Consider the following 13,757-nt stretch of genomic DNA (forward strand, 5'->3'; position numbering starts at 1 on the left):
AACGGACGACACGGTCCTCCCTACCGAACTCACCGCATAGCCTCAAAACGAGATCGCCGAGTGGCCGTCGATACACCACTCCAGCGGACGTGACCTCTTCATCGCCCCAGTCCATCAAGTCCCTGCGGCATGCACACCCTGTTCCGAAACAAAGATCACTCGCTCCCGGACTGCCGGACGCAGTCCAAGGAAGCGAGTAGAAAAACACCTACTGAGAGGTCGTTTTCACCTGTAATGCCTGGCTATACGGCGATTCTCGGAGTGTGGGATTGCGGTGCGGAAGAGGTAGCGGGGTGTGGTCGGGGCCTGTGGGCCAGGAGGGGTGACAGGTGGGGCGGGATGTGGCTTGTTCCTGTCTCATCCCAGGACGCCCGGTCTTTGTGGCTGCGTGCTTCTGTCGCTGTTGCTGTGCGCCTGGGCGCACTCGATCCGAGGCGATACGCCGGAAGCATGCTGACGCGACGACCGTATCCGAGTGATCTGTCCGATGCCCGCTGGGAGTTGATCGAGCCGGTGCTCTCGGCCTGGCGCTTCGAGCGCCGCGGCAGGGCCCTGGACTTCGGACGGCCGCCCGAGCACGACCTGCGCGAAATCATGAACGCGATCCTGTACGTGGACCGCACCGGCGTGCAATGGCGCTACCTCCCGCACGACTTCCCGCACTGGAACACGGTCTACGGCTACTTCGCCAAGTGGCAACAGGAAGGAGTGTTCGCCCAGCTCAACGGCCTGCTCCGGCAGCTCTTACGGCAGAAGGAAGGACGGGACGCCGAGCCATCGGCCTGTGTGATCGATGCCCAGAGCGTCAAGACCTCCAGCAGCGTTCATGCCTCCAGCCAGGGCATCGACGCAGGGAAGAAGATCGTGGGCAGGAAGCGGAACATCGTCACCGACACCATCGGGCTCCTGCTTGCCGTGCTGGTCACCGCGACGAGCGTGCAGGACTCCGTAGCCGGCACCCGGCTCCTGGACCAGGTCGCCGCCGAACACCCCGGCATCCGCAAGGTATGGGTCGACGGCGGCTACCGCCAGTACCTCGTCGAGCACGCAGCCACCCTCGGCATCGACATGGAAATCACCGCCCGCACCCCTGGGACCAGGGGATTCACCCCGATCCCGAAGCGGTGGGCGGTCGAGCGGACCTACGGCTGGCTGATGCTCCACCGACGTCTCGCCCGTGACTACGAGGCCTTGCCCGCCCGCTCGGAAGCCATGATTCACATCGCCATGACCGACCTCATGGCCCGCCGCCTCACCAGCGAGAACGTTATCTCCTGGCGCGACCCGGCACCACAGGCTAAACAGCAGATTCCGGGATGAAACACCAGGATAAAACGACCTCTGACTGCGGGGCGAAGTTCACCGACGAACGGTGGAAGGCCGCCGAACCCGACCACTGGGACGTCCCGCGCGACACCCACCCGCAACTGTGCGACGCGTGCAAGGAGCAGGCGATCGAGCCCAACGCCAGGCAGAGCAGGCTGAGCGCGAGCGCCAGGAGCAGGAGCGCCAAGAGGTGGAGGAGGCGCAGGCCTCGAGGGCCTGGCGGATGATCACCCGGGCTGATTCCACGTAACTTCTAGCGTGTGCAGGCGCTCAAGGGCGGTAGGTCATCGAAATGCCAAGCCTGGGTCTACGAGGACGTCGGAGCTGTCGCTCTGTCTGGGTGGAAGTGCTGCGGGGCGCAGGGGGAATGGGACATGCTGATGGTGTTCCCGGGTGCCAGAGCTGCGCCGTTTATGAGGGGTTGCCGTGGATGCGAAGGTCACGTTGTCGGAGGCGTTGGAGGAGTTGCGGCGTGAGCTATATGCCGCGCAGGATGCCGGGGCCGGCCAGCAGTTGCGATTCGAGGTGGAGCAAGCCCAGCTGACGTTGGACGTGGAGTTCCATCGCGATGGTGACGGCAAGGTGAAGGTCGAGGTCGGCCTTCCCGGTGTCAAGGCCGGTACAGAGGTGGGCGGCGGCCTGGGGGCCACGCGGCGCCAGACACTGACGCTGATGCTGCAGGTTCACGACGATGCGCTGGGCGGCAGCCGTGCCAAGATCCGTCGTCAGTCTGCGAAGAACGGCGCCGCCAGCCTGCAATCCGCCGAGGGCGCAGCATCCGGGCAGTCCACCGTTGCTGAAGCGCCGGATGAGGCGTCCGGTTCCGGGACCGGGTCGAAACGCCCGTGGGAACGATGAGATGGACGCACGGCGCCTTGTGTGGTTGCGCACGGAGAACCCGGGGGGTTTCGGTTCCGGGTATCTGATCGGGCCCCAGCTCGTTCTGACCGCACTGCATGTCGTGCTGCCGGGCCAGCGATGGGCGGCGGAGGTGCAGGCGCGGGTGGGGCATCCCCGCTTCGGCGATGTTGAGCACCGGCGGGCCCAAGTGTGCTGGCCCGATCCCCGTGAGGGGATTCCGGCTCAAGATGCTTTGGATGTCGCGCTGTTATGGCTGGCGGAGCCTGTCGTGGTGGCGGGTCGTCCGGTGCGGTGGGGGAGACCTAGAGGAATCACGCCGTTGCCGTTCGACGGAGCAGGTTTCCCCGCCTTCGCCGACGAAGCCGCCCGTGGGGACGTTGAGCATTTACGGGGCGAGTTGCCTGTGGTGTCCACGTCGTCGTCCGACTGGGTCCTGGACTGCCGGGTATGGCCGGACCTCGGAGATGGTGGTGAGCGTCCGTGGGCGGGCGCGTCGGGGGCAGCGATCTTCTGCCGTGACCGGCTGGTCGGGGTGGCAGTGGAGGACAACCGGCCAATGGGCGGTCGCCGTCTGCAGGCAGCGCCCATCCACGAAGCGCTCCGCCTGCCCGGCTTCGCCGACCTCGTCATCCGGCACGGCCATCCAGGAACCACCGTGTGCCTGGAGAAAATATCCGCAGCCCATGCGGGTGACGGACCAATACCGGACCTGGCGCCTGTCGCGCTGTTGGTCGTTGCGCTGATCCTATTCTCGTACGGTATTGGTCCCGGTGTCGGGCCGGCCGGCGTGCTGCTGGCTCTGTTCATGGTGGGGATGGCGGGAGCAGTCATGTGGTGGAACAGAGCGCGCAGGTCCAACCCCACGGCGGTCTTCAGCAACAGGGACGATGCCGGGTGGCTGCGTGATCTGCGACAGGCCGAAACGGACCGCGTTGCCGAGGACTTGAGGGCCAGGAGCATTGATGTTGCCGCCATTGCGGTGCCGTGGAGGATGCTGTCAGCGGCTTCCGGGAGTGGGGTCGGCGATCACCCAGAGCTGGAAGACGTGCACAGTCTCTTTGCCGTCTGGTCTTCGCGCGTGACGCCCCGACTTGTGCTGTCCGGGGCAGCCGGCAGCGGGAAGAGCATCGCGTTGTCCCTGCTGGCCAAGCGGATACTCGACGAGGACGCCGCCGACGGCACCGTCCCGGTGGTCATCCCGCTCAGCGGCTGGACGCCGAGCAGCGGGTTCTACGACTGGGTTGCGGCGCAACTCGCCGAGCGCTATCCGGAGATCGTGGGCGAAGAGAGCCGTCTGTCGTCGAGTGCCCTGCTGCGGGCACTGCGCGGGAACGGACAGATCGTTCCCTTCCTGGACGGCTTCGACGAGATGGCTCCAGAACGCCGACGACAGTTCGTGACCGCTCTAAACCAGGCCACCGGTGCGTCGGGAAGCTTCGCGCTTGCGTCTCGTACGGCCGAACTGGCAGAGGCGAAGCACAGCACCGGCGGTTTCCGGGACGCCGTGTCACTGGAGCTGTTGCCATTGAGCTTGGACCACTTCCGCACTTTCCTCTCCGACTCCGGAGACGTTGCGCGGTGGGAGCCGCTGCTGATGCTCGTAAAGGATGGTGAAGCGCCCGTCCCGGCGCGGGTCTTCACCACGCCCTTGATGCAGTGGCTGGGTCTGCAAGTAGTCGGGCGAACGGGTCGTGATCCGGTGTCCTTCGCCGACAGGGCCGCTTTCTCTGACCCAAGCGCGTTGGAGCGTCATCTGCTCGCCTCGCTGGTGCGCGCGGTGTACGACCCCCCGGACGGGCAACGGGGTGGGACGCGCTGGGCAGCGGAGAACGCCGGACGCTGGCTGCGGTTTCTGGCGGCACAGAGCCAGCAAGACGACGACGCCATCCGGTGGTGGCAGTTGCACCGGCGGTACCAGTTCGTGCTGATCGCCGTCTACGGCGCGCTCTTCGTCTGTATCGCGGGTGCCACGGCCGGCCTGTCCCGGGAACTCGGCACAGCTCTCATTGCGGGCGGCCTGTGGGGTGCCGCCTGCGGTGGGGGGTTTACCGTGGGCTACGGCTTCCAGCGACGGACCGAGCGTGAACGGCGACAGGTCCATCGCTCAGGTTTCCGCCCAGATGCCGGGCTGCGGATCACTTGGCTGCGGTTCGCACGTGTCCTGCCGGTGCTGCTGCTGGCTGCCGCAGCGGTTCAGGCAGTGGGCGGACTCTTGCGGCCCGTGGGGGACGACGGCAGCCTATGGACTGTACTGGGCCAGGGCATGCTGGTCGCCACTGGGCTTGGACTCGTTGGTGGGTCGGCCGCCGGCTTGATCCTTATGCGGGGCGCGTTGCTGGCGGCGAAGGTCACTCCGGCCCACTCCGCGAACCCCTCGCAACTACTCACGCGCGACCGATGGTCAACCGGAGCCGTGGCCGTGTGTTGCCTCGCTGCAGTGGGCCTGTCCGGCGTGGCGGCCTGGTGGTTCGGCGCGCGGTCGCTCGTGCCGTGGGGCTTCGCGTTGACGGCGGCCGGGGCGGGCGCCGTCCTAGGACCGATGATGTTCACCGCCTGGCCCGTCTTCCGCGCCACCCACGCCGCTTACGTGGTAGCCGGCCTCCTCCCTGTGTCCTACACGGCGTTCCTGGACCGCGCGCGGGCAGGCGGAATCCTCAGGATCGACGGCATGGTTCATCGATTCCGACACACGCTGCTGCGCCAGTCCCTGCTAAACGATCTCGGCACACCGGAACAACTACGCAGGGACCGACTCGGCCTCAACCGCTTCGAGACGAACGCAAGGAGGGCACCGGGCACGTAAACGATCCGGTATGACGCCACGCGGTGGACACGGCGCAGCTGTCCCCGATCGTGCAGGCCCTACCGCCGATCGCGGCCCTGTCTGCTGGGTGGGCGAGCCGGCCGTACTGCCGCCGACCGGACCCGCGGCATTGGCCCCCCGCCCCACAGACGGGCAACGACGGCCATGTCGGCTGCGGGGCCGGCCTTGGTGGTGTGGGCGGCCAGGACCAGCGCGGCCAGGCGGTCTGCGGGTTTTGCCGCTGCCGCAACGACGAGCGGGGCGGGCATGAGGGCCCAGTGGGCAGCGCGCCGGCGGGCGCTGCGCCCCGGGGGCTGGTGCAGCACCGCGTCATCCAGCAGCCGTACCTGCACCGGTGCTGCCCGGGGATCGGGCAGGTCTAGCCAGCCGTCCTGTGCCAGTTCCTGCCCCGCCTCGGTGTGCCGGTGCAGGCGCATGCTGCGCAGCAGGCCGGCCGGCAGCCGGGCGCGTCCGTGGGTGTCGGCGCGCAGGGCGCATTGCAGGGCCAGCAGCCGGGCGGCAAGCTTGCTTAACCACAAATTTATCCCATTCCTCAGCCTTCAGGCCCACTCCAGGCCGAGGTCGGCGAGCGCTTGGATGTCAGCGAGCAGTCGATGTGATCCGGCTGCCTGTTGTTGACCTGGGCTGATCAGTTTGCGTGTATGGCTCGTCTGTCGGGTGAGGTTGTGTTTCGGGGGACCGGGCAGGTTGGTACTGGTCAGCTGCGGGTGCTGTGGCCTGGGTTTTTGTCAGGTTCGGGGATCTTTGCTCAGTTCTTGTCGTCTTTCCTGTGTATTGGTCAGATCCGTTGAGTGCCGGTATGTGGTGTGATTCTGAGGATCATGCTGCTCGGCTTAAGGGCAGCTACCGGCACGTCAGTGGCCTCCTCCGCCAGGAACGCACTCGATGCGGAGGCCGGTGACCGCGCGGCAGTCCTCGCTCCCGGCCTTCGCTGCATGACTCATCAGCCGTCGGAAATCCTCACCGGTTCCGGGCAGTTCCAGCTCAGGCCGGTCCGCGCCCACTGCCGCGAACTCCACGCGCTCATCCGGCATGTCCGTACCGAGACCGCTTAGAGGAGAGGGCGCTGCGGTCCTGCTGGTGTTGGTGCAGCTACCAGCCCCGTTATGACGGCGGCAGTGCGCGGGCCGGCGCGGAGGTGCTGCTGAGCTCGGCGACCAGATCGCCGGCGGTCACGCGGACCAGGGTCTTTGAGGTGTCCCCGGGTCCGGGGAACAGCTGGTAGAAGGTGCCCGAGGCCCGCGTGGGCCCGACGGTCCCGTGTACCGTCGCAAGGAATACTAGTGTGCCGGAAGCGAGTTCGGCCGCCGCCGCGTCGGGGTCCGGGTGCAGGAGCCGCTCCTCGGTCTCCTCCATGGAAGACACCCGGGCGGCGAACGCGGCTGCGTCCTCGTCTGGCCGCCGCCGATACTGCAGCAGTGCGGGCTCCGGCTCCCGGCACACCACGGCCACCTCGGGGGAGCGCGCCGCAGCCCGCCATACCGCGAGGTCCCAAAGGGTGGTCCGGCTGCCGGAGCCGAACTGCTCCCACAGGTCCCGGGCCACAGTGGCCAGCTGAGCGCCGCCGTGCGAGCGGATGCTCTGGAAGCCGTCTGTGGACGGCAGATGGGTGTCCGTCCACAGCGTCCGGCGCTGGTTCAGGTCCACGACCATCGGCAGGCATACTTGCGAGTCGCCCGCCAGGTCGAAGCGCTGGCGGACCGTGCGCGGGTCGTAGGAGGCGTTGCGCGGGCTCTGCGCGGGCAGCGCCATGAAGCCTGCGAAGGCGTCCTGCAACTCCTCGAACGGCACGTTGTTGTAGCTGAAGACCAGCGGGACGGCATAAACATCTCCCCGTTCCGCCAGCCGCTCCAGGTCCAGGTCCACGTACTCGGTGGCGCCCCGTGGCGCCGGGGCAGAGGTGAGGTCGCCGGAGTCGACTGCGGCCTCCGTGCCGTGCACCAGGTTCGTGTAGTCGCACAGGCCGGTGAATTTCCACTCGGCGTCGAAGAACGCGACCGACAGGTCCAGGTCGGTGCGGTTGCCCTGTGGTTCGGTCCAGTGCAGGAACAGCCGCAGCACCGCGCCCTCGGGCAGAGTCTGCATGCTGCCTCGAGGCACCGTCACCAGGGCCTTCGCGGTGGACCGCTCGGTGAACGGCACGGTGAGGTCGACCAGGCCCGCGTCCAGCACCGACAGCGCGTACGGCTCCCCGGCGGCGAACCGGCGCAGCAGCTCGGCCTGCAGCAGCGTGACCGCGGCCGTGACCAGCCCGGCGGGCAGTGGAGCCCGCCGCTCCGGAACGGACAGGGCCCGGGTGACTTCGCCGCGTGGGAAGAACACCCGGCGGCGGCCGGTGCGGTCCTCGGCGCGGACCCGCAGCGCCCCGAGCGCCGACAGCAGCGGCCCCGGGCCCACCTTCGGCAGCCCGCGCAGCAGGGCCTTCTCCAGTTCCGGCTCGAGGTCGTCAGAGGTGTGCAGGCGCAGCAGCAGGTCCAGACGGCGCACCAGTTCGCCGGGGCGCTCCCCGGCGAGGGCCGCGGCCCGACCCGCATCGCCCTCGGCCACCGCCTGTTCCAGTCGTCCGGCCCAGGTGGCCGGGCGGATCCGGACACCGTCCACGCGGACGGCGTCCGGGTGCGCGGCGGCCGTCTCCAGCAGGGCTGCGCCGAAGGCGGTGCCGGGATCCACCGGGGTCCCGCGCAGCACGGCGAAGGCGAGGGCGGCGCGCGGATGCCGGGCGTGCCGTTCGAAGGGGTGCAGGACCTCCGCGACCCGCTTCCATGCCGTGGGGTGCCGCAGCACGTCCTCCACGAGGTACGGCATTGGCAAGCCGTCGAGGACCGCGAGGAGTTCGCGGCGCAGCGGGCGCGGCAGGCTGGTGAAGCGCGACGGCGTCACCAGCCCGGCGTCGCCGCCGGAGAGCACGGCGAGCAGCCGCAACACGTCGGTGGCGGTGGTGAGCCGCTCGGTCAGCAGCTTCCGTACCGGGAGGCCGTCCGGCGCCTCGCCTACCAGCGCGCCCAGCACCATCGCCTTGGTCTCCCGGACCGGGATCTCCTCCGGCAGCCGGCCCTGGCCGACCGGAGTGAGCGGCAGCAGCGTGAGCAGGTCGTCGCGGTCTTGCGGGGAGAGAGGAGTGCGACGGGCCAGCAGGGAATCCACCACGGCGGTGGCGTCGGCGGCCCGGTCGGTGCCCAAGCGAAGCAGCCGCAGCGAGCCGGGCACTGGTGCCTTGGCAGCACCGACGGCACGCACCGGCCGCAGGAAGGGGTCATCCGCGTCGATCCGGCGATGGCAGACCGGGCAGCCCGCATAGTCGGATCCGTCCCAGCACAGCCGGCACACCAGGTGTGCGCAGGGCGAGACGGGGAACACCGTGCGCGCCTCGCCGCACAGCACACAGGGTTGGTCCGGCTGCTGCAGCAGGAAGGCGAAGACCCGGTCCACGTACAGCGCCTCGGTGTCCCGGGGCACGGTGCGCGGGAAGCGGCGGAAGAGCGGGATGTGGGTGCGGTTGGAGCCGAGCAGGTCATCGGCCAGCCCGACCAGGCGGGCGTGCGCGGCCGCCAGCTCCTCGGGGGCCAGAGAGCCGAGCGCCGCGTGCAGCGCGGGGGAGAGGACGTGACCGCGGCCGAGTAGCTCGGCCTCGAGCCGACGCAGTGCCGGTCCTGTTCCGCCGCCGGACGCGGGAGCCCTGTCCACGTACACGGTCTGGATACGGCGCAGCAGTACGGACTCGGCAGCGAGCAACAGGGGATTCCCCTCCACGACGACCCGGGACAGAAGAACGGGGACGGAGAGTGGGCGCGCTGAGTCTTTTCGAAGAAGGTGAGAAGGATGCGCGCCGGGGAGCCGCCCCCGTTGCCCCTGATCCCATCACAACCCCTCGCGAGCGCCAAACGAATTAACGGCGGGGTGCCACAAGAGCGTCCACCAGGGCCGTACAGCACACAGTGGCTGAACTACGCACCGCACCGGGTGCGCACCCGGTCCCGCCATCGGCCAGCCGGAGCATCAGCTGAGGAGCATGCGCCCGCACCCCGCTCGGCTCGCGCCACCGCAGTTCAAGCGGCCGGGCGGCCAGGCCGCGGACGCGCGTGTCACGGTCGAGGAGCATCACGTGCAGCCGCATCGCTGCGGACCTGTAGTGCACCAGCCGTCCGGTGGTGGCCGACCACCACCATCTCGGTGCCAGCCGCTTGCCCCTGCGGACTGGGAACGGCTTCAGTGGCGGACAGTTTTCGAGGCTCTGTCCGCAGTTCCGTGAACAGCGCACTGATCAGTGGGTTGTGTCCCTCGCCCTGTCAGTAGGCTCGCGTCGTGACGGATCACGGCATTGAGTTCCCGGTCTTCTGACTTCATGCTGTGCCAGCGGTTCTCGCCCTTGCGAGTCCGTCGTGGCAGCGCGATGTCTGGCTGCGGCCAGAGGAGTTCGAGGGCCTAGACTACGTGGTCACCGTACTGTTCGACGACTTCTGCAACGCAGACGATCCCGCGCCGTGGCTGGGCAAGAGCCTGCGGACCGAGGGGGAAGTCGCGCTCATGAAGGAGCTGGGCGAGGTCTACTCGACCGTGCAGGAAGAAGTGGGGCGCGGTGCCCCGGACGAGGTCTACCTAGACGCTCCAACCTGGGGCAACGTGATCGCAGTCGCGGGCAGGTTGGCTCAGGTGATGGTCACCAATGACCTCCAGGCTGCGGCTCTCCTGCATGAACAGCTCAACCTTCCTCACCACCAGAGGCCCACTGAAGGGGCATCGACGGCTGAGTGAGGATGCGAGTGCGGAGGAGTTCGAACGAGGCCCGGCCGTACATGGCTCGTTTGAGTGTTTTCACGCGGTTCACGTGTCCTTCGACCACACCGGAACTCCACCGGAGGGTGAGTCCGGCGGTCACTGCGTCGAGGTCCTGGCGGAGGAAGCCGGCGAAGCCCTTCATGGGCTTCGGTGCGCCCTGCTCGGCCTGCCGGATCCACTCCAGCAACAGGTATCCGCGCTGGTGACGGACCAGGTCGGCGAACGCCCGAGCGAGATCGCAGGCCCGGGTGATGTCCGGGCAGGCGAGTCGGACTTGAAGGAGTCGCTCGTCCTGGCTTTCGGTGAGTGTTTCTCTGGGCTGCATGATCCACGAGGTGATCTTGCGGGGGCTCGGGATGTCGGCTCGGACCGGTTCGGCGGTGCCCGCGCGGAGGGCGGCGAGGTGTTTGCGAACGACCTGGCGGCTGCCTCGGTAGCCGCGAGCCTGGATCTCCAGGAACAGTCGGGTGCCGCTGACCTGGCCCTTGGCTTCGGTGAAGCGGGTGTTGAGGTATGCCTTGAACGGCTCCAGGACGCCGTTGGGGCGGCGCTCGCGGGCGGAGGCCAGTAGTTCGTCGAGGTCGGTGTCGCGGAAGCGGCGCACGGTCTTGCGGTCGAGGCCGAGGCGGCGGGCGATGGCGCTGATCGTCCAGCGTTTCTCCAGCAGGCGGTGGATGTCCTCGTAGCGGTGGCGGGTGCGTTCGATGATCTGGGTGCGGGGCAGTTCCGCGGGCGGTAACTGCATCGGGGGCAGCTCCGGCACCTCGGTCACCGTCTCCTCCTCGGCACGTTTGCGCAGGCAGTCGCGGTGCTGGTGACAGGTCTTCTCCACTGCGGAGGACAGGTTCTGCAGCAGGTGCCAGCGGTCGGCGACTTCCAGGGCATGAGGGGCGGCCTCCTTGACTGCCTTGGTGTAGGCAGTGGCCCGGTCCCGACAGATGATCTCGGCGCCGGGATGCTCGGTGAGCCAGGCTGCGAACGTCTCGGAGGTGCGATCGGGCAGCACGTCCACGACCCGGCCGGCCTCGACGTCGACCAGCACGGTGCCGTAGGTGCAGCCCTTGCGGAAGGCGAACTCGTCCACCCCCAGCACCCGCGGCCACGGTCCGGAACCGCTGGCGCTATCAGCAACCTGAGCAGCCGGGTCCGGCCCGCAGCCATCCGCAGGCGGCGGCACAACCGTGCGGCCGGACGGCCGCCGAGCTCGATCGCGATCGACCGCAGCCAGCCTGTCAGCCCGGTGCTGGAGCGGCGGTGCCGCTCGGACAGGCCCGCGACCTGCTCGACGAACGTCTTGCGGGAACAGCTCTTCCGATCACAGAAGTACCGGCGGACCCGCAGCCGGACCATGACCCGGCGAGATGCCAACGTCCTTTCGTCCAGAGCGCGTTGGTACGTGCTGTGTATTCGCCTCGCCTGTTTCCGGCAGTCCGGGCACCGGCCCGGCCGAGCGGTGGACACCGCCTCCACCACGAGGACCTCGGAGGAGTCGCTGACGCGCTCCACTCGCACATCGATCCCGGGAAACAGCACAGCCTCGACCGCCTTGCTCGCCATGCCGGGACATACTCTGCCGAAACGATCCCTCGCTCACTCCGCTGACCTGGGGATTCACGGAACTGCGGTCAGAGCCGTTTTCGAAGACCACCTCGCCGGAGGCCGACGACCACCTCAAACACTCTGTCGCCCCGCCCGCAGCCGGAAGTGCACATCCACCGACTCGACTTCGGGCCGCCGTGCCCTCGCTCCGTTCCGCCCAGCATCCTGCATACAGAACTAGGGCGCGTACCGAGTCGTGATCACCTTGCGGGTCGCGGTGGATGGCGGAGATGAGTCGGCCGATCCCGACCCAGCCGTACGCGCTGCGGGTCAGTCGCTTCAGCTTCGGCCGCCCAGAGGGAGAGCGGTGTCAGACCGCACCGATACCGTCGTTCCATGAGAGCTACAGGAATGTTCACTGTCAAAGCGTTCGTCCCGACTGAGCTGAAACCGGACCCGACTGTGTCCACTGGGCTTCCGGTGGGCGTCGCAACGATGGAGAAGCACTTCGAGGGCGAGGTTGCCGGTCGCTCGGCGACCCTGTTTACCGCGGCGTTCGACCAGGCGACCGGCGTGGGCACCTATGTGGCCATGGAGTCGTTCGAAGGCTCGCTGTGCGGCCGGGCCGGCGCCTTCAACTTCGTGCACTCGGCGACGACGTCCGGCAGCGATCGCACAGCGGAGTTCTTCACCATCGTGCCAGCGAGCGGTACGGGAGAGCTGGCAGGGATCTCCGGTGCTGGAGGAATGGCCGTCGACGCTGATGGAACGCATCGGATCTGGTTTGACTACGAGTTGGAAGCGGGTCGATGACGGACGAAGCGCATGAGGCAAGGGCTGTCGGCCTGCGCATGTACGAGGCTTTCAATGGCCGGGACCTGGCTGCCCTGGAGAGGATCCTCGCGCCAGACTTCGTGAGCCACCCGCTGAGAACGGCCGGTATCGAGGCCGTCGCCGATGCCTGGTCCAAGATGTTCGCAGCCCATCCCGACATACATATCTCCGTCGAGGACATGCTCGTGGACCATGACCGGGTCGCCGTCCGCTCCGTGCTGCACGGGCTTTCGAACTCCGTGCCGACTGGCGCGGAGCCTGCACCCACCATGATGGAGATATTCCGAGTTCAGCACGGCCTGATCGCCGAGCTATGGGGCCTTTCCAGTCTCGGCCGACGGGCCAGCTAAGGTGCGCAGCGAATCACAGTGAATCTGCGGGATGCGCCCTTATGGCAGGGCCTGGGCCGGTAGATCGTCCTGCATGACGCGCATGCAACTGACGGACGAGGAGTGGGAGTTCGTCGGGCCGTATCTGCCAATCGGCAGGTACGGCCCGTACCCGAAGCGGTTGCGGCAGCAGTTTGAAGGCGTGATCTGGCGGTTCAAGACCGGCGGGCAGTGGCGGGAGATGCCGCAGGAGTTCGGCGCCTGGTCGACCGTACACAACCGCTTCCGACAGTGGCGCGACGCCGGCGTCTTCGAGGGCCTGCTGGAGGGCCTGATCGCGGCAGCAGCACAGCGGGGCATCGTGGACCTGACCCTGGTCAGCGTCGACTCCACCACCATGCGCGCCCACCACGACGCTGCCGGGATGCACCTGGACCAGGACCTCCTCACCGCCCTGGAGAAGGCTGCCGCCGAGGATGAGAAGGCCAGGTCAAAAGGGGCGGCTTCGAAGAACAAAGCGGGCCCGCACCGCGACCGATGCCGCGCGGGAGGAGCGACGACTCATCCGGCGTCGCCGCAGGCTGCGGCTGACGGCCGCTCTCCTCGGTCGCTCCAGGGGCGGGCAAACCAGTAAGGTCCACCTCGCCGCCGACCGCAAGTGCCGGCCTGTGGCGTTCGTCCTGACCGCGGGTCAGGCAGCGGACAGCCCGCAGTTCATCCCGGTGCTGAAGAAGATACGGGTCCGCGGGCCTGTCGGCCGCCCTCGCACCCGGCCGAACGCGGTCGCCGGGGACAAGGCCTACTCATCCCGCGGCAACCGCGCCTACCTGCGCAGACGCCGTATCAAGGCAGTGATCCCGGAGAAGAGAGACCAGGCCGCCAACCGGAAGAAGAAGGGCTCCACGGGCGGTCGGCCCGTCAGCCACAACACCGACCTCTACAAGGAACGGAACACCGTCGAGCGCCTGATCAACAAGATCAATGCCTGGCGAGGCATCGCCACCCGCTACGACAAGACCCCCGAAAGCTACCTCGCCGGCCTCCACCTGCGTGCCTCGATGATCTGGACCAAAGACCTCACCCAGACCACCCCTTGATCACGACTCGATACGCGCCCTAAACGGCTTATCGGCCCATCCGGTACTGGGCGACGCGCGGCCCATCGGCGAACGTTCAGCTGCGCCCGGACTGTTCTGCAGCCCAGGTGTAGCCCAGCTCGGCGAGGGCGGCCCGCTGTGTCGCATCCAGCCGGTCACGCCTGGCTTTCT

General features: G+C 68.0%; 9 protein-coding genes and 1 pseudogene. 7 read left to right on the plus strand and 3 right to left on the minus strand.

Annotated elements, in window-relative coordinates; genetic code table 11:
• Positions 1-450: 450 nt before the first annotated feature.
• From ACFYZQ_RS40055 to ACFYZQ_RS40065, 3 genes are all read left to right on the plus strand, one after another.
• Entirely contained in the window at positions 451-1,320 is an 870-nt protein-coding gene (locus ACFYZQ_RS40055; RefSeq protein ID WP_389159220.1) for an IS5 family transposase, read from the plus strand.
• 432 nt (positions 1,321-1,752) lie between these two features.
• Positions 1,753-2,184 (plus strand): trypco2 family protein, encoded by a 432-nt coding sequence (locus tag ACFYZQ_RS40060; protein WP_389159221.1) that lies wholly within the window; start codon positions 1,753-1,755, stop codon positions 2,182-2,184.
• A gap of 1 nt (position 2,185) precedes the next feature.
• Positions 2,186-4,990 carry a hypothetical protein gene (locus ACFYZQ_RS40065; protein ID WP_389159223.1) on the plus strand — a complete coding sequence of 935 codons (2,805 nt, stop codon included), beginning with the start codon at positions 2,186-2,188 and terminating at the stop codon, positions 4,988-4,990.
• Between the two features lie 59 nt (positions 4,991-5,049).
• Here the strand turns inward: ACFYZQ_RS40065 and ACFYZQ_RS40070 are convergent, their stop codons facing one another.
• On the minus strand, positions 5,050-5,529 hold the full coding sequence (locus ACFYZQ_RS40070) for a hypothetical protein (RefSeq protein WP_389159225.1): 480 nt from the start codon (positions 5,527-5,529) through the stop codon (positions 5,050-5,052).
• 586 nt (positions 5,530-6,115) lie between these two features.
• Entirely contained in the window at positions 6,116-8,743 is a 2,628-nt protein-coding gene (locus tag ACFYZQ_RS40075; RefSeq protein ID WP_389159227.1) for an MXAN_6230/SCO0854 family RING domain-containing protein, read from the minus strand.
• A 699-nt stretch (positions 8,744-9,442) separates the two neighbouring features.
• Here ACFYZQ_RS40075 and ACFYZQ_RS40080 point away from each other — a divergent pair.
• Positions 9,443-9,763 (plus strand): hypothetical protein, encoded by a 321-nt coding sequence (locus tag ACFYZQ_RS40080; RefSeq protein ID WP_389159229.1) that lies wholly within the window; start codon positions 9,443-9,445, stop codon positions 9,761-9,763.
• Here the strand turns inward: ACFYZQ_RS40080 and ACFYZQ_RS40085 are convergent.
• Positions 9,711-10,871, minus strand: a complete 1,161-nt coding sequence (locus ACFYZQ_RS40085) for an ISL3 family transposase (RefSeq protein ID WP_389159231.1) — start codon at positions 10,869-10,871, stop codon at positions 9,711-9,713. The two genes, ACFYZQ_RS40080 and ACFYZQ_RS40085, sit on opposite strands and share 53 nt — an antisense overlap.
• 851 nt (positions 10,872-11,722) lie before the next feature.
• On the opposite strand from ACFYZQ_RS40085, the gene ACFYZQ_RS40090 reads away from it, so the two are divergent.
• From ACFYZQ_RS40090 to ACFYZQ_RS40100, 3 genes and pseudogenes are all read left to right on the plus strand, one after another.
• Entirely contained in the window at positions 11,723-12,139 is a 417-nt protein-coding gene (locus tag ACFYZQ_RS40090) for a DUF3224 domain-containing protein (RefSeq protein WP_381694559.1), read from the plus strand.
• A complete protein-coding gene (locus ACFYZQ_RS40095) occupies positions 12,136-12,510 on the plus strand; it encodes an ester cyclase (protein WP_389159233.1) in 375 nt (124 codons plus the stop codon). The genes ACFYZQ_RS40090 and ACFYZQ_RS40095 overlap by 4 nt, the downstream gene beginning before the upstream one ends.
• Before the next feature lie 73 nt (positions 12,511-12,583).
• Positions 12,584-13,586 (plus strand): annotated as a pseudogene (locus tag ACFYZQ_RS40100) (IS5 family transposase).
• Positions 13,587-13,757: the final 171 nt, after the last annotated feature.

The sequence above is a fragment of the Streptomyces sp. NPDC001843 genome (assembly GCF_042891955.1).
Lineage (GTDB): Bacteria > Actinomycetota > Actinomycetes > Streptomycetales > Streptomycetaceae > Streptomyces.